Origin of the sequence: Nonomuraea sp. NPDC049625 (assembly GCF_040675285.1) — a bacterium.
Lineage (GTDB): Bacteria > Actinomycetota > Actinomycetes > Streptosporangiales > Streptosporangiaceae > Nonomuraea > Nonomuraea angiospora_A.
Genome location: NZ_JBFAOQ010000001.1, coordinates 775,393 through 790,916 on the forward strand (window position 1 = coordinate 775,393; position 15,524 = coordinate 790,916).

The 15,524-nt window shown below is 71.1% G+C and carries 15 protein-coding genes and 1 pseudogene; 13 read left to right on the top strand and 3 right to left on the bottom strand.

Annotated features, from left to right (window positions below; translation table 11 throughout):
* Window positions 1-16: 16 nt before the first annotated feature.
* The 5 genes and pseudogenes from AB0J87_RS03800 to nagZ form a co-directional block, all read left to right on the top strand.
* Window positions 17-256 (top strand): annotated as a pseudogene (locus AB0J87_RS03800) (PTS glucose/sucrose transporter subunit IIB); the annotation flags it as partial.
* A gap of 10 nt (window positions 257-266) precedes the next feature.
* Window positions 267-713, top strand: coding sequence for a PTS glucose transporter subunit IIA (locus tag AB0J87_RS03805; RefSeq protein ID WP_192790233.1), 447 nt, complete (start codon window positions 267-269; stop codon window positions 711-713).
* Between the two features lie 94 nt (window positions 714-807).
* Window positions 808-1,068: an HPr family phosphocarrier protein gene (locus AB0J87_RS03810; protein WP_192790234.1), complete on the top strand. Its 261-nt coding sequence runs from the start codon at window positions 808-810 to the stop codon at window positions 1,066-1,068.
* Complete coding sequence (gene ptsP, locus AB0J87_RS03815; RefSeq protein ID WP_363962496.1) at window positions 1,065-2,732, top strand: phosphoenolpyruvate--protein phosphotransferase; 1,668 nt, start codon at window positions 1,065-1,067, stop codon at window positions 2,730-2,732. Before AB0J87_RS03810 ends, ptsP begins: the two co-directional genes overlap by 4 nt.
* 72 nt (window positions 2,733-2,804) lie before the next feature.
* Window positions 2,805-4,115: a beta-N-acetylhexosaminidase gene (gene nagZ, locus AB0J87_RS03820; protein ID WP_363962497.1), complete on the top strand. Its 1,311-nt coding sequence runs from the start codon at window positions 2,805-2,807 to the stop codon at window positions 4,113-4,115.
* Here the strand turns inward: nagZ and AB0J87_RS03825 are convergent, their stop codons facing one another.
* Window positions 4,116-4,910: a FoF1 ATP synthase subunit a gene (locus AB0J87_RS03825; protein WP_363962498.1), complete on the bottom strand. Its 795-nt coding sequence runs from the start codon at window positions 4,908-4,910 to the stop codon at window positions 4,116-4,118. It lies immediately after the preceding gene.
* A gap of 91 nt (window positions 4,911-5,001) precedes the next feature.
* On the opposite strand from AB0J87_RS03825, the gene AB0J87_RS03830 reads away from it, so the two are divergent.
* The 5 genes from AB0J87_RS03830 (at window position 5,002) to AB0J87_RS03850 (ending at window position 8,388) form a co-directional block, all read left to right on the top strand.
* On the top strand, window positions 5,002-5,676 hold the full coding sequence (locus tag AB0J87_RS03830; protein ID WP_350728424.1) for an HAD family phosphatase: 675 nt from the start codon (window positions 5,002-5,004) through the stop codon (window positions 5,674-5,676).
* Window positions 5,677-5,777: 101 nt separating this feature from the next.
* Entirely contained in the window at window positions 5,778-6,287 is a 510-nt protein-coding gene (locus tag AB0J87_RS03835; protein WP_363962499.1) for a hypothetical protein, read from the top strand.
* Between the two features lie 99 nt (window positions 6,288-6,386).
* Window positions 6,387-6,833: a DUF2690 domain-containing protein gene (locus AB0J87_RS03840; protein WP_363962500.1), complete on the top strand. Its 447-nt coding sequence runs from the start codon at window positions 6,387-6,389 to the stop codon at window positions 6,831-6,833.
* Between the two features lie 91 nt (window positions 6,834-6,924).
* Window positions 6,925-7,551, top strand: a complete 627-nt coding sequence (locus AB0J87_RS03845) for an HAD hydrolase-like protein (RefSeq protein ID WP_363962501.1) — start codon at window positions 6,925-6,927, stop codon at window positions 7,549-7,551.
* Between the two features lie 132 nt (window positions 7,552-7,683).
* On the top strand, window positions 7,684-8,388 hold the full coding sequence (locus tag AB0J87_RS03850) for a haloacid dehalogenase-like hydrolase (protein WP_363962502.1): 705 nt from the start codon (window positions 7,684-7,686) through the stop codon (window positions 8,386-8,388).
* Window positions 8,389-8,390: 2 nt separating this feature from the next.
* Here the strand turns inward: AB0J87_RS03850 and AB0J87_RS03855 are convergent, their stop codons facing one another.
* A complete protein-coding gene (locus tag AB0J87_RS03855) occupies window positions 8,391-9,959 on the bottom strand; it encodes a penicillin-binding transpeptidase domain-containing protein (RefSeq protein WP_363962503.1) in 1,569 nt (522 codons plus the stop codon).
* Between the two features lie 108 nt (window positions 9,960-10,067).
* Between AB0J87_RS03855 and AB0J87_RS03860 the strand changes: the two genes are divergently transcribed.
* Genes AB0J87_RS03860 through AB0J87_RS03870 form a run of 3 tightly spaced genes read left to right on the top strand, consistent with a single transcriptional unit; the run spans window position 10,068 to window position 13,879 of the window.
* Entirely contained in the window at window positions 10,068-11,000 is a 933-nt protein-coding gene (locus tag AB0J87_RS03860; protein WP_355190818.1) for a LysR family transcriptional regulator, read from the top strand.
* Entirely contained in the window at window positions 10,997-11,854 is an 858-nt protein-coding gene (locus tag AB0J87_RS03865; protein WP_363962504.1) for a serine hydrolase, read from the top strand. The genes AB0J87_RS03860 and AB0J87_RS03865 overlap by 4 nt, the downstream gene beginning before the upstream one ends.
* Before the next feature lie 57 nt (window positions 11,855-11,911).
* The gene (locus tag AB0J87_RS03870; RefSeq protein WP_363962505.1) at window positions 11,912-13,879 is read left to right on the top strand and encodes an acetoacetate--CoA ligase; all 1,968 of its coding nucleotides are present in this window, start codon (window positions 11,912-11,914) and stop codon (window positions 13,877-13,879) included.
* On the opposite strand, the gene AB0J87_RS03875 is transcribed toward AB0J87_RS03870, so the two are convergent.
* Entirely contained in the window at window positions 13,860-15,524 is a 1,665-nt protein-coding gene (locus AB0J87_RS03875) for a zinc-binding dehydrogenase (RefSeq protein ID WP_363962506.1), read from the bottom strand. The two genes, AB0J87_RS03870 and AB0J87_RS03875, sit on opposite strands and share 20 nt — an antisense overlap.

Sequence of the window (15,524 nt, forward strand, 5' to 3'; positions counted from 1 at the left end):
GAGCTCTAGGGAGGGCCGGATGGCGGCTGACGCGAACGCGATCATCGCCGGTTTGGGCGGGGCCGACAACATCATCGAGATCGAGCCCTGCATCACCCGGTTGCGCACGGAGGTGCACGACGCGTCCAAGGTCGATCAGGCCGCCCTCAGGGCGGCGGGCGCGCACGGCGTGATGGCCGCGGGGAACGTGGTCCAGGTCGTCGTCGGGCCGGAGGCGGACACCATCGCCAGCGACATCGAGGACATCATCGGCTAAGGGCGAGACCATGACGACTGTTCTCGCCCCGGTTGAGGGGGCAGCTGTGGGGTTGGCCGCCGTGCCCGACCCGGTGTTCTCCGCCGGGCTGGTCGGGCCGGGGGCCGCGATCGACCCGCTGCGCGGGCCGGGCAAGGCCGTAGCCCCCATAGCTGGAAAGATCATGAAACTGCATCCGCACGCGTACGTCATCGTCGGAGACGACGGCAGAGGCGTCCTGGTGCACCTGGGCATCGACACGGTCCAGCTCAAAGGCCAGGGGTTCGAGCTCCTGGCCGCCGAGGGCGACCGCGTGAGCGCCGGTCAGCCCGTCGTGGCCTGGGACCCGGCGGTCGTCGAGGCGGGCGGCCGCTCGCCGGTCTGCCCGGTCGTCGCGCTCGACGCCCTCTCCGGGGCCGTGACGGAGGTCGCGGAGGGGGCGGTTCACGCGGGGGACGAGCTCTTTCGATGGGAATAGCTCCGGAACGAGCGTGTTCGCCGAGACGGCAGAATGTACACGCGCTATCGCACGAGGGTCCGGCTGGTCTGGACCGGCACCAGAAGGAGGAGTAATGGGTGAGCGCAAGGTCACCGTGGCGGCGGAAGTGGGGCTGCACGCCCGGCCCGCGGCGACGTTCGTCCAGCGGGCGAAGAAGGCCCCCATGGACATCACGGTGACGAAGTCCCACGGCAGCCAGCAGGTCAACGGCAAGAGCATCCTCGCGATCATGGCCTTGGACGTCAGGCAGGGCGAGACCGTCGTGATCAGCGCGGAGGGCGAGGGGTCGGAAGAGGTCCTCGACGAGCTGGCCGCGATCGCCGCGGCGCCATGAACCTGCGGGGGGTCGGGGTCAGCCCGGGCATCGGGCACGGCTCCGCGTACGTGCTGACCGTCTCCGTGCCCGAACCCCCCGAGGGCGCCACCTACACCGGTGAGGCGGATCAGGAGAAGGAGCGCGCGATGGCCGCGCTCACACAGGTCGCGGGAGAGTTGGAGGCCCGGGGGAACCAGGCGGGCGGCGAGGCCGAGGAGATCCTCAAGGCCCAGGCGCTGATGGCCGAGGATCCCGGGCTGGTCGTCAAGGTGCGAACGTTGATCGACCGCGGCCTGGCCGCCCCGAGGGCGGTTTTTGAAGCTTTCACGAAATATCGGCACGTACTGGCCGGGTCCGGGGGCTACCTGGGCGAGCGGGCCGCCGACCTCGACGACATCAGGGACCGCGTGATCGCGCTGCTCTACGGGCACGCCATGCAGGGGCTCCCGGTCGCGCCCGAGGAGCCGTACGTGCTGGTCGCCAGGGACCTCGCGCCCGCCGACACGGCGATGCTGCGCAAGGAGGACGTCGCCGCGTTCGTCACCCAGGAGGGCGGCCCCACCAGCCACACCGCGATCATGGCCAGGGCGATGGGCGTGCCCGCCGTCGTGGCCTGCCCGGGCGCGCTGGAGATCCCGCCGGGCGTCCGGGTGATGGCCGACGGCACGTCGGGAGACGTACGCGTCGAGCCGGCCGAGTCCGACGTGGCCGAGGCGGTCGGCGCGGACGCCGCGCGGCAGGCGGCGATCGCCGCGGCGAAGGGACCGGGCAGGACCGCCGACGGGCACCCGGTTCCGCTGCTCGCCAACATCGGCGGCCCCGCGGACCTCGACGACGCCGTCAACGCCGGGGCCGAGGGGATCGGGCTCTACCGCACCGAGTTCCTCTTCCTCGACAGGACCGAGCCGCCGTCCACGGGGGAGCAGCGGCGGGCCTACCGCGCGGCGCTGGAGGCGTTCCCCGGCGGCAAGGTGGTCGTGCGAACCCTGGACGTGGGCGCGGACAAGCCGCTGGCGTTCCTGCCCGGGCCCGCCGAGCCGAACCCGGCGCTCGGTGAGCGGGGGCTGCGCAGGTTCAGGAGATTCCCCGACGTCATGGCGGCGCAACTCGGCGCGCTCGCGGCCATCGCCTCCGAACGGCTCCAGGTGATGGCGCCGATGGTGGCCACGGCCGAGGAGGCCGCGTGGTTCGCGCAGGAGTGCCGGGCCAGGGGCCTGACGAACGTGGGCGCGATGGTCGAGGTCCCGTCGGCCGCGCTGCGCGCCCGCGAGCTGCTCACCCGGGTGGACTTCGTCTCGATCGGCACCAACGACCTCGCCCAGTACGCCTACGCCGCGGACCGCCAGGTCGGCGCCGTGAGCGCGCTGCACGACCCGTGGCTGCCCGCGCTGCTGGACCTGGTCGCCATGACCGCGGCCGCCGCCGCGAGAGCGGGCAAGCCGTGCGGCGTCTGCGGCGAGTCGGCCGCCGACCCGGCGCTGGCCTGCGTGCTCGTCGGGCTCGGGGTCTCCTCGCTGTCGATGGGCGCCGCGGCGTTGCCCGCCGTACGCGCCGTGCTGGCCGCGCACACGCTCGAGCAGTGCGAGCGGGCCGCCGAGGCCGCGCGGGCGCAGACGACGGCGGCGCAGGCGCGTGCGGCGGCCCGTGTGCACCTGTCCGGGCTCACCCGGCTGGGGCTGTAACCGGGTCCACATCCGGCCGTCTTGGTAAAGGGACGGTCTGGTGTGGGTTGTCTCATGGATACCTTTGGAGGCATGCTTCGACGGATCGGTACGGCAGGCCTCCTCGCGATCGCTCTGACAGCCTGCGGCGCAGGCGGCAGCCCGGCGGGTGCGACCCCGACCGGAGGAGGCAAGGCCGCACCGCCCGCGCAGACCCCGCAAACGACGCCTCCGCAGACGACGCCGCAGAGCCCGCCGCAGGCGCGGCAGGGCGCCGTCGAGCGCGTCCTGGCGAAGATGAGCGTCGAGGAGAAGGTCGGCCAGCTCTTCATGCCCGTCCTGTACGGCACCGCGGCCGGCACGGTGTCGGGCGAGAATCAGGCCAGGTACGGCGCCCAGACCCCGGCCAAGGTGATCGCGAAGTACCACCTCGGCGGCGTGATCCTCTTCCCGCACAACATCAAGGGCGTCGGCCAGGTCGTCGGCCTCACCAACGGCCTGCAGCGCGCGTCCGCGGACGTCCCGCTCCTGATCGGCACCGACCAGGAGAACGGCCTGGTGGCCAGGATGTCCGCGCTGATGACCGACTTCCCTGGAGCCGCCCAGATCGGCGCCACCAAGGACCCCGACCGGGCGCGGGCCGTGGCCAGGGCCACCGGCGAGGAGCTGCGCGCGCTCGGCGTCAACCTCGACTTCGCCCCGGTCGCCGACGTGAACGTGAACCCCAAGAACCCGGTCATCGGCCCCCGGGCCTACGGCAACGACCCGGCGCGGGTGGCGAAGATGGTCGCGGCGGCGGTCAAGGGGTTCGGCGAGGCGAAGGTGGCCGCCACCGCCAAGCACTTCCCCGGCCACGGCGACACCGACGTCGACAGCCACACGGGGCTGCCGGTGATCAAGCACACGAAGGCGCAGTGGGAGAAGATCGACGCGCCGCCGTTCAGGGCGGCGATCGACGCGGGCGTGGACGCCGTGATGAGCGCCCACCTCGTCTTCCCCAAGCTCGACCCGTCGGGCGACCCGGCCACGCTGTCCAAGCCCATCCTGACCGGCCTGCTGCGGCAGAAGCTCGGCTTCAAGGGCGTGATCTCCACCGACGCGCTCAACATGGAGGGCGTGCGCAAGAAGTACAACGACGGGGAGATCGCGGTGCGGGCCGTGCTGGCCGGGGCCGACCTGCTGCTCATGCCGAACGACCTGCCGAAGGCCTACCAGGCGGTGGTGGCGGCGGTGAGGTCGGGCCGGATCTCCAAGGACCGGCTCGACCAGTCCGTCACCAGGTTGCTCACGCTCAAGCAGGCCAAGGGCTACCTGACCGAGGCCCCCGCCGCCGACGCGGAGAAGGCGGCCGGCGTGCTGCGCTCCGCGGCGCACCGCAAGCTGGCCGCCCAGGTCACGCGCTAGCTAGTGCGCGCCGCGCAGGCCGCTGGCGATGAACATCCCGGCCAGCATGGCGAACAGGAACGCCTGTAGAAACTGGATGAACATCTCGAACGCGGTCATCACGATCGTCATCAGCACGCCGAGGACGCCGAGCCCCGCGCCCAGCGGGGTGAGCCGCTCGAACAGGAACCAGAAGCCCACCGAGCTGAAGAAGGCCACGAGGATGTGGCCGGCGAACATGTTCGCGAACAACCGCACGAAGTGGGTGAACAGCGACGTGATGAACACCTCGGCCAGGATCAGCGGGGCATAGAGGCCGTACGCCCAGCCGGGCAGGCCCGGGAGATGCACGATGCCCCTCAGGTAGCCGCGCACGCCGTGGTGCCGGACGCCGAGGTAGACCTTGATGCCGTACACGATGAGCGCCAGCACCAGGGGGAAGGCGATGTGCGCGGCGACGGGGAACTGGATGAGCGGGACGATGCCCATCAGGTTCCAGATGAGCACGGTCAGGAAGGTCGTGAGGAGGAAGCCCATCCATCGGTCGGAGTCGGCGCCGAGGCTGGGCCGGGCGATCTGGTCGCGTACGAACAGGTACGCGTACTCGCCGATGCTCTGCCAGCCGCGTGGGATGATCTTCGGCTTGGCGAACGCGGCCCAGCACAGGGCGATGGCGATGACCGAGCTGAGCAGGGCGATGAGGACCGGTTTGGTGAGCCATTCCGGGCCGCCGGGAAAGATCGGCGCGAACTCGAAGAGTTCCAGTCCCGGGGCGGTCCATCGGTCGGGGGAGGTGATCAGGATCGTCGTCCGCACGGCGGTCCTTTCTGGGTAGCGACTATCGCTGGAAGCACACCTTAACCGGATATATCGGGCGACCTTTTTATGGGGTTTTAACGGTTTATAAGTGCCGGTGACGTTCTATTCTGGAACGGTGCTTACGGGTGTGCTCATCGACTGGGGCGGGGTGCTGACGACCAGCCTTTCCGACTCCATCGCGCGCTGGATCGCGGCGGACAGGATCGACGGCGACCACTACCGCCACGTGATGCGGAAGATGGTCGACCACGCTTACGGCGACGGTGTCGGCGAAAGCGTCGTCCACGCGCTGGAAAGGGGCGAGATCGACGGCTCCGCCTTCGAGCGCGACCTCGCCGCCCGGCTGCTGACCGTCGACGGGGTGCCGCCCGTGGCCGAAGGGCTGCTGGAGCGGATGTTCGCGGGATTCGAACGCGTTGACGCAATGTACGACATGCTCCGCGACGTACGAAAAAATGGTGTCAAAACGTGTTTGGTATCTAACTCTTGGTCGAATGAGTATCCCCGCGCCGACTGGGACGAGCTCTTCGACGCGGTCGTGATCTCCGGCGAGGTCGGGATGCGCAAGCCCGAGCCGCGCATCTACCACCACGCGGTCGAGCTGATCGGCCTGGCCTGCGAGGAGTGCGTGTTCATCGACGACATCGAGGCCAACATCCTGGCCGCCCGCGCGCTCGGCATCGCCGGCATCCATCACAAAGATGCCGACTCGACCATCGAGGAACTCGAGTCTCTCCTCCGTCTCACGCTGCGACGGGCATGATAGAGCCCTTGTACGCCGAGACAGGGCCGCCGCCGAGTGCGGACCTCCATCTCGGCACGCCGAGCTGAGCTCGGCCAGAAAGAAAGCACGAAAGGTTCGTCATGCGCGTCTATCTGCCGTGCACTCTCCCGGCACTGGCCCAGGCGGTCGAGTCGGGAGAGCTGGGTCCGGCCCCGCTGACCGGCTACGCGGTGACCCCCGCGCTGACCGAGTGGTACGCCTCGGGCGACACCGAGGAGCTCGAATACGTGGCGCTCACCGAGGCGGCCCGCGCGTCGCTGCGGATGCTGGCCGCCGACCGCGCCGACGGCGCCGAGACCGCGTTCCGGCGCGTGGTGGTCGCCGCCGAGGTGCCGGAGCGCTCGGTCGCCGCCGGAGTCGATCTGGAGGAACGGGCGAGAGTGCGCCTCGCCGACCCGATCCCGCTGGCCAAGGTGGCCGCGGTGCACATCGACGACCACGAGGCGATCACCGACATCGAGGCCGCCGTCGCCGCGCTGCCGGCCGCGGACGGGGGCGACGACGACGCGAGATTCACCGTGGACGGGGCCGAGGCGCACGAGCTCATGTGGTATGCCACGCAGGAGATTTCCGACCTTCTGCGATCATAACAACGACGTTACATCGATCACACTTCCTTGACCGTTTGGAGCCGGGCCTCGCTAGTGTCGCGATCTAGCAAGTGTTGTTTACGCAAGGAGTCGGTCCAAGTGAAGCTTCGAGTTGCCGCTACTGTCCTGGGAGCCGTCGCGGCGGTCCTCCTGGCGGGCGCGCCCGCGCACGCCCAGGCCAAGCCGGGCGACCACAAGGACCCGTCCAAGTCGGGCTGCTGGAACTCGGCCAAGGTGGTCAAGACCGCCCCCATCAAGAGCCGCCTCGACGGCAACGTCGGAACGATCAAGCTCTGGTGGTCCGGCAAGTGCAAGACCAACTGGGTCGAGATCCGCACGGCCTCCTCGGCGACCGGCACCATCAGCGTCTACGCGGCGGACGGCCGCTACGACCAGTTCCGCTTCAAGGCGGGCAACAAGGGCCGGCACTGGGGCAACATGGTCTGGGCCAACAACATGTGCGCCTGGGGCAGTGCCTCGATCCAGTGGAACGGCGGCCGTGGTGGCCAGAACGGCACCGGCGCCACCGCGAAGGCCTGCGGCTAGCTCTCCCTCCAGGGGTCGTGGCCGGATGGCCGCGGCCCCTGTTCTGGGCGTTCATCGAAACGTCACACGTGCCGTCTAAGCTTGTCGCAACATGACAAAGCACATCATCTGGGATTGGAACGGCACGCTCTTCCACGACATCGACGCCGTGGTGGGAGCCACCAACGAGGTCTTCAAGCCGTACGAGCTTCCTGAGATGACCGCCGACGGATTCCGCGCGGTCTACACCCGGCCCATCTGGGTCGCCTACGAGCGCATGCTCGGCCGCCCCCTGACCGAGGGGGAGTGGGAGCTGCTCGACGACGGGTTCCACGAGCACTACTTCCGGCTGAGCGACGCCTGCGCGCTGGCCGCCGACGCAGAGCTGGCCCTCGCGAACTGGACGGGCACCCAGTCGCTCTGCTCGATGGCGCCGCACGCGCACCTCGTGCCCAAGGTCGACTCGTTCGGCATCACCCGGCACTTCACCCGGATCGACGGGCTGCTGGGCACCACGGGCGGCGAGAAGGCCGCGCACATGACGGCACACATCACGGCCCTCGGGATCGATCCCGCCGAGGTCCTGGTGATCGGCGACAGCGTGGACGACGGGCTCGCCGCGCGGCACGTGGGGGCCAGGGCGGTGCTGTACACGGGCGGGATGACGACCCGCGCCGAGCTGGCGAGCATCGGCTTTCCCGTGGTCGACACGCTGTCGGACGCGCTGAATTTCGCGTAAAACCTTCATGCCCGAATCGCCAAGGCGTCGGCTCCGCGTATCGCGCCGGCCGTACCGTATGTGAACACGAACGGCGGCGCCCGCCGTACCCTATGCAGGGTCACCCCCCAGGAGGCTGCCATCAACCGCCTTGTGCTGTGGAACATCGACCTCACGCTGGTCGACGTCGCCATCGTGACCAGAGACGCCTACGCGGAGGCGTTCCGCCTCGTCACCGGGCGACCGCTGGTCAAACTCGTGCCCCCGCTGGGGCGCCCGGACTCCGAGATCGTCTTCGAGACGCTCGCCGTCAACGGCATCCTGGCCGAGGACGACCATCTGCCCAAGTTCCTGTCGGCGCTGGCCGTGGCCTTCGCCGACCGGCGCGGGCGGCTGGCCAAGGAGGGGCGGGCCCTGCCGGGGGCCAAGGACGCGCTGAAGTCGGTGTCCAGGCTCGACGGCGTGATCCAGACGGTGCTGACCGGGACCATCAGGAGCAACGCCGTGCACAAGCTCAAGGCGTTCGGGCTGGACAAGCACATCGACTTCACGCTGGGCGGGTACGGCGAGGAGGTCTACCCCAAGGCGACGCTGCTGCAGGTGGCGCAGTCCCGGGCCAAGGAGCGCCTGGGCACGCCGTTCACCGCGGCGAACACCGTGGTGATCGGGGACTCCACGCGGGACGTCCAGGCCGCCAAGATCGGCGGCGCGGCGATGATCGGGGTCGCCTCGGGCCGGTCCATGGCGGCAGAGCTGCGCGAGGCGGGGGCCGACGTGGTGCTGCCCGACCTCTCCAACGCCTCCGAGGTCGTCGCCGCCGTGGCGGGCCTCACCTCGCCGGTCGGCCGCACCGCGTAGCATCACGTGCCGGCGCTGCCGAGGTTGTCGAGGAAGCGGGCGGCGGCCGGGGCGGCCACGCCGGCGCCGGTGCCCGCGCCTTCGGCGATGACCGCGAAGGCCACGTCGCCGCGGTAGCCGATGAACCACGAGTGGGTCGGCGGCTCCTTGCCGGACCCGAACTCCGCGGTGCCCGTCTTGCCGGCCGTGCCCTCGGGGAACTGGACGGCGTGGGCGGTGCCGTCCGTCACCACGGCCGGCATCAGCTTGCGCAGGGCCGCCACCACGCCGTCCTCCAGCGGCCGGGGGTTGGTGGGCTGGGCGTCCGGGATCGGCTCCTCCTTGACGAGGGTCGGGGAGATCCAGGCGCCGGAGGCGATGGCGGCCGCGACCGAGGCCATGTTGAGCGGGCTGGCCAGGACGCGGCCCTGGCCGATGGCGGCGGAGGCGAGGTCCGTGTCGTCCTTCGTGTCCGGGAACTCGGCGCGGACCGCGGGCACGCCGGGGGTGATCGGAGTCCCGAAGCCGAAGCTGCGGGCGACCTGCGCCAGCCGGCCGCCGTTCAGCCGGCCCACGCTCATCTCCCCGAACGTCGTGTTGCACGAATGCGCGAACGCGTCCTGGAACGACAGCGTGCCGAAGTCCTCGAAGTCGGCGTTGTGGAACGGGAAGCCGCCGATGTTCTTCTCGGCGGGGCAGGTGACCTGGCGGGACGGCTCGACCCCGTCCGCGACCAGCGCGGAGGCCGTCACCACCTTGAACGTCGAGCCGGGCGGATACTTGCCGAGCAGGGCCCGGTTGAAGCCCCCCGGCTTGTTCACCACCGCGAGGATCTCGCCGGTCGAGGCGCGCAGCGCCACCAGGGAAGCCGGTTCCGACACGTCCTCCAGAGCCTTGGCCCCGGCGCTGTGGACCTTCAGGTCGATGGTGGTCCGGAGCGGGCGGTATCCACTAGCGCGGACGACTGTCTGGATGGGTTTGTCCCCTTCGTACAGATCGATCCGGGAGCGGGCGGGCTTCTTGAAGCGGTCGGGGAACGTCTGCCTGATGCCCTCCACGAGCTGCTGCACCGAGCCGGGCGCGGACGGCGTGTTGATCGCGGTGCCGTCGGCGGCCAGGACCCGCAGCGGGTCGCCCTGCTGGGAGATCACCCGTAGCGAGCGCCCCTTCTTGAGCAGCGGGTGGATGGTGGCCGGCGTCCAGGCGACCTTCCACCTGCGGTCGCGCTCCACGAGCTTGAGCTCGCCGTCGTAGGTCCAGTCCTGCTGTCCGAGCAGCTTGGCCTGGAAGCCGACCTCGTCCCCCGGGGAGGAGGCGAAGACGCCCGTCGGCCTGGGGCGGTTGAAGGACGCCTCGGTGAGCTTGAGGTCGGTGCGGAAGCGCCGGTGCCAGGTCTCGAAGTCGGCGGGCGGGTCGGCCACCAGAGCGCGCATCCCCGCATAGTCCTGGGCGGACCAGGCCGAAAGATACTTGTCGGCCGTCTCCTCCGGCGAGCCCTCCGTGCGCAGCGCCCAGATGACGCCTCCCGCCGCCACGACCGGGATCAGGAGCCCCGGAACGATCCACGGCCAGCGGCGGCGCCGTGCGTACATTGTCCCCGTTTGTGGTGCCATGGAGCAGAGGACACCAGAGGGACGGCAATGGTGTCCAATACTGATATAAGCGCCTTACAGATATAAATCTGGATATAGTGGCTGGTCGTGGACCTCGTCCGGCACCTTCGCTACTTCACCGTCGTCGCGGAGGAACTCCACTTCGGCAACGCCGCCATCCGGCTCGGCATGGCGCAGCCGCCGCTCAGCCAGCGCATCAAGCGCCTGGAGGAGGAGCTCGGCGTGCGGCTGTTCGACCGCTCGGCCCGCCAGGTGCGGCTCACCGAGGCGGGCCGGCTGCTCCTGGGCGAGGCCCGCGAGATCGTGGCCCGGGTGGACCGGCTGCACGAGCTGGCCAGGCAGGGCGAGGGCACGGTGCTCAAGGTCGGCCTCCCGCCCGACCTGGCCGCCGCCGCCATCGCCGCCCTGGTCGCGGGCTTCCGCGAGACCAATCCCGCGGTACGCCTCGCGCCCGCCGAGATCTGGACCGCCGACCAGGTGACGGCGCTGGCCGAGGGGACGATCGACGTCGGTCTCGTCCGCCATCCGGTCGCCGCGCCTGGCCTGCGGTTCGGCCAGGTGCTGGCGCAGCCGCAAGGTGTGCTGCTGGCCGAGGGCGACCCGCTCACCGGAGTCGGTGAGGTGCACCTGGCCGACCTGGCGGGCCGGGAGCTGCTGATGCCGCCCCAGGAGGGCGAGCCGGGGCTGTACGCGGAGATGCTCTCGGAGTGCCGCCGCCACGGCTACGTCCCCGTACAGGTGCACGAGGGCGCCGGGCTCGGGCTGGTGCTGGCGGGCGCGGCGGTGGCGTTCGGGCCGAAGGTGGAGCTCCCGGGGCTGGTCTGGCGGCCGCTGCTAGGCTCGCCGATCACGTGCCGGGTCTCCACCGCCTGGCGCCAGGCGGTGGCCGCCCCGATCGACGAACTGGTCGACGACTTCTCGGCCGTCGCCGTACGCACGCTGAAGGAGAGCGCCGGGATGACGGACGAGGGCGCGGTGTCCGTGCGGCGGATCAGCCGCAGGCCGGGGATGCTCGCATGAGCACGCCGGACTTCGAGGCGCTGTTCCGTGCGGCGGGGGTGCGGGGCTGGTTGTACGCGGCCGACATCGACTCGGGGCGCGAGGTGGGGCACGGGCCGGACGAGCCGGTGCCCACGGCGTCGATGTTCAAGGTGCCGCTGCTGGTGGCGCTCTGCGGGCAGGCCGACGCCGGGCTGCTGGACCTCTCCGAACGCGTGACCGTCACGGCCGAGGACAGGGTCTCGGGGCCGACCGGGCTCTCGGCGATGCTCGACGACGTGACGATCTCGCTGCGCGACCTGGCGTACCTGATGATCGCGGTGAGCGACAACACTTCGGCCGACATGCTGCTGGGCCGGGTCGGGTGCGAGGCGATCAACACCATGCTGGCCGGGTTCGGGCTCGACGGGACGCGGGTGACGCAGAGCGCCCGGGAGCTCCTCGGCAGCATGGCCGTCGACGCCGGGCACGCGTGGCCGTTCGTGGATCCGGAGGACATCGCGCGGCTGAGCGTGCTCGACCCCGCGCGGGCGAACCGGTCCACCCCGCGCGAGCTGGCGGCGCTGTTCGGGATGATCTGGCGGGACGAGGCGGCCTCGCAGGAGTCGTGCGCCTGGATGCGCGGCGTGCTCAACATGCAGGTGTGGCCGCACCGGCTGGCCTCCGGCTTCCCGTACGACGACGTCGCGGTCAGCGGCAAGACCGGCACGCTGCCCACGCTGCGCAGCGAGTCGGGGGTCGTCGAGTACCCGGACGGCCGGCGCTACGCCGTGGCCGTGTGCACGCGTTCGTTCAGCACCGCGCTCAACCAGCCGCGCGCCGACGCGGTGATCGGCACGGCGGCGCGTATGGCGGTGGACCACCTACGGAGATAGCAAGTTATGTGGGGGTCCGGGTATGACTTTCCCCCCGACGGGCGACAGGATGGGCACATGGTTGCTGAGGGCGAGCTTCTCTGGGAGCCGAGCGAAGAGGTCGTCGCGAAGGCCGGGCTGACCCGCTACCTGGAGTGGCTGGGACGGCCGGGACCCTATGAGGACGTGTGGCGGTGGTCCGTCGAGCACCCGGGCGAGTTCTGGACGTCGATCTGGGACTACTTCGACGTGGTCGGCGACCGGGGCGACGGGCCGGTGCTCTCCGGGACGATGCCGGACGTCACGTGGTTCGAGGGGAGCACGCTCAACTACGCCGAGAACGCGCTGCGCCGCACCGAGGGCACCGCCGTGGTGTTCGTGTCCGAGGACGGCGCCCGCCAGGAGCTGACCTGGGACGAGCTGCGCGAGGAGGTCGCCCGTGTCCGGGCGGGGCTGGCCCGCCTCGGCGTGCGGCGCGGCGACCGGGTGGCCGCCTACCTGCCGAGCATCCCGCAGGCCCTGATCGCCTTCCTGGCGACCGCCTCCCTGGGCGCGATCTGGTCGGCCGGCTCGCCCGACTTCGGGGTGCCGAGCATCGTCGACAGGTTCAAGCAGATCGAGCCCAAGGTGCTCATCGCGGTCGACGGCTACCACTACAACGGCAAGACCTACGACCGTTCCGACGCCGTCAACGAGATCGCCGCCCAGTTGCCCACGCTGCGCGCGACCGTGTGGATCCCCTACCTGGCGGCACTCGACGAGGGCAGCGCGCCCCAGCAGGCCGGGCCCGCCGAGGCGCACACCCGGGAGGTGCCGCACGGCGAGGTGATCGGCTGGGAGGGGCTGCGGGCCGAGGAGGGGCCGCTGGAGTTCGAGCGGGTGCCGTTCGGCCACCCGCTGTGGATCCTCTACTCCAGCGGCACGACCGGGCTGCCCAAGCCGATCGTGCACGGGCACGGCGGCGTGGTGCTGGAGCATCTCAAGTCCCTCACCTTCCAGCAGGACATCGGCGAAGGCGATGTGTTCTTCTGGTACACCACCACGGGCTGGATGATGTGGAACTACCTCATCGGCGCCCTGCTGGTGGGGGCCACGCCGGTGCTGTACGACGGCGCGGCCACCTATCCGTCGCCCGCCGCGCTGTGGCGGATCGCCGACTCCGAGAAGGTGACCTACTTCGGGGTCGGGGCGCCGTACATCATGGCCTCGCTGAAGGCCGGGGTCCACCCCCAGGGGCTGGAGCGGCTGCGCGGCGTCGGCTCGACCGGGTCGCCGCTGCCGCCGGAGGGGTTCTCGTGGGTGGCCTCGGAGCTGCCCGGGGTCCCTGTGGGGTCGTTCTCCGGAGGCACGGACGTGTGCACGGGGTTCGTCGGGGCGACCATGCTCCACCCGATCAGGGCGGGCATCATCCCGTGCCGGTCGCTGGGGGCGAAGGTCGAGTCGTACGACCCCGCGGGCAAGCCGGTCGTCGGCGAGGTGGGCGAACTCGTGCTGACCGCGCCCATGCCGTCGATGCCGGTGATGTTCTGGAACGACCCCGACGGCCGGCGCTACTTCGAGAGCTACTTCGACGTCTACCCCGGGGTGTGGCGGCACGGCGACTGGATCAAGATCAACGAGGACGGGAGCTGCGTGATCTACGGCCGCTCCGACTCGACCCTCAACCGGGGCGGCGTCCGGATGGGCACCAGCGAGTTCTACCGGGTCGTCGAGCGGTTCGACGAGATCGCCGACAGCCTCGTGATCGACACCGGGCAGCTCGGGCAGGAGGGGCGGCTGCTGCTGTACGTGACGCTCGCCGAGGGTGCGACGCTGACCGAGTCGCTCCAGCGGACCCTCTGCGACGCCCTGCGCAAGGAGCTGTCACCCCGTCACGTGCCCAACGAGATCCACGCCGTCCCCGGCATCCCCCGTACGCTCTCCGGCAAGAAGCTGGAGGTGCCCGTACGCAAGATCCTGCTGGGCACGCCCGTCGAGCAGGCGGCCAATCCCGACGCCATGGCCAACCCCGAGGTGCTGCGCCACTTCAGTCCGGCAGCAGAATGATCTTGCCGCGCGTCCGGCCCTGCCCGGCCGCGCGGTGGACCTCCTCCAGCTCGGTCAGGGGACGATACTCGGCCACTTCGACCGTGAGTTCGCCCCGGTCGACGAGCTCGGCCAGCTCGGCGAGCTGAGCCGGGTCGTTGCGGGCCACGAAGTGGGTGCCGCCCTCGATCGGGGTGGCGATCGTGATCGTCCTGCGCCCGAGTCCGGCCAGGGCGGCGGCGTCCTCCTGGGGGAGCGCGGCCAGGTTCAGCACGACGTCCATGCCGCCGGGGAGCGGCGTGGTCGTGTAGTCGATCACCTCGTCGGCGCCGTACCGCTCGACCGCGGCCGCGCTGCGCGGGCTCGCCGTGGCGAACACGGTCGCGCCCGCGAGCTTGGCGAGCTGGACGGCGAACATGCCGACCCCGCCGCCCGCCCCGTTGATCAGCACCCGCTCGCCACGGATGACGCGGGCGTGCTCGTGGATCGCCTGCCACGCCGTGAGCCCGGCCACCGGGACGGCGGCCGCGTGGGCGAGCGGGATGCTCCGCGGCGCTCTGGCCAGGACGCTCGCGGGCACGGCCGCGTATCCGGCGGCGGCGCCGTCCACCAGGCCGAACACGCGGTCACCCGGGGCCAGGCCCGTCACGCCCTCGCCGAGCGCGACGACCGTGCCCGAGACGTCCGCGCCGAGCGTGTACGGCAGGCTCACCGGGAGCACCTCGCGCAGCAGGCCCGCCCGCAGGCCGACCTCCGACGGGTTGAAGGAGGTGGCGGCCACTTCGAGGAGGACCTGTCCCGGGCCCGGGCGCGGCGTGGGGATCCGGTCGAAGCGGATCTCGTCCCCGTACTCGTGGATGCGGGCGGCACGCATGGTCTCGGGTGGTTCGCCGGGAACGCGGAACTCCTCGGCGTGGTCGGCCACCCAGGCGCCGAACGTGCGGGGCGCGGTCTTCGTGACCTCCTCGACCGCCGGCGTGACGGGGGCCGGGTGGCGGACCAGGTCCGCCTGGGCCTGGAGCACGCCGTCCACCGCCTGCGGGGGCCAGCCCGTGGCCAGGAGCTCCGTACGGGTCCGGTCGGGCGGGACCTCCTCCCAGCGCGCCGGAAATTTCGTGATCTGGGAGATGATGCGGACCTGGTCGGCCTGGGTGATCGACTCCGGGCCGGTCAGGTCGTGGACGGCGCCATGGTGTCCCTCCTCCATCAGCGCCCGTGCCGCCACCGCCGCGAGGTCCCGCTCGTCCAGCATGGGCATGGCGGCCTGGCCGTACGAGCCGCGCACCACCCCCGCCCGCACCCGCGCCGCCCACCGCAGCGCGTTGGCCGCGAAGGCGTGCGGGCGCAGCACCGTCCACTCCAGGCCCGACTTCTCGATCAGCCGCTCGACCTCGCGTTCGTGGTCGCGTACCGCGGCGGAGGAGAGGTAGACCACCCGCCGCGCCCGGCGCGCGATCGCGTCGATCACCGCCCGCGCCCCTTCCGTCGTGGCGAACGGCCACACCAGGAACACCGACTCCACACCGTCGAGCGGCAGCGACCCGGGGTCCGCCAGGTCGCCCTGGGCCCGGCCGAAGGGCCTGACCTCGGCCCCCGCCTCCGTCAACCGCGCCACCACCAGCCTGCCGACCGTCCCGGTCGCGCCCGTCACCAGCACTGTTCTCAT

Bases quoted from the DNA above. Each gene is read 5' to 3' on its own strand.
- AB0J87_RS03805 (WP_192790233.1), top strand. From the start codon at position 267: ATGACGACTGTTCTCGCCCCGGTTGAGGGGGCAGCTGTGGGGTTGGCC.
- AB0J87_RS03810 (WP_192790234.1), top strand. From the start codon at position 808: ATGGGTGAGCGCAAGGTCACCGTGGCGGCGGAAGTGGGGCTGCACGCC.
- ptsP (WP_363962496.1), top strand. From the start codon at position 1,065: ATGAACCTGCGGGGGGTCGGGGTCAGCCCGGGCATCGGGCACGGCTCC.
- nagZ (WP_363962497.1), top strand. From the start codon at position 2,805: ATGCTTCGACGGATCGGTACGGCAGGCCTCCTCGCGATCGCTCTGACA.
- AB0J87_RS03835 (WP_363962499.1), top strand. From the start codon at position 5,778: ATGCGCGTCTATCTGCCGTGCACTCTCCCGGCACTGGCCCAGGCGGTC.
- AB0J87_RS03845 (WP_363962501.1), top strand. From the start codon at position 6,925: ATGACAAAGCACATCATCTGGGATTGGAACGGCACGCTCTTCCACGAC.
- AB0J87_RS03855 (WP_363962503.1), bottom strand. From the start codon at position 9,959: ATGTACGCACGGCGCCGCCGCTGGCCGTGGATCGTTCCGGGGCTCCTG.
- AB0J87_RS03865 (WP_363962504.1), top strand. From the start codon at position 10,997: ATGAGCACGCCGGACTTCGAGGCGCTGTTCCGTGCGGCGGGGGTGCGG.
- AB0J87_RS03870 (WP_363962505.1), top strand. From the start codon at position 11,912: ATGGTTGCTGAGGGCGAGCTTCTCTGGGAGCCGAGCGAAGAGGTCGTC.
- AB0J87_RS03875 (WP_363962506.1), bottom strand. From the start codon at position 15,524: ATGAGAACAGTGCTGGTGACGGGCGCGACCGGGACGGTCGGCAGGCTG.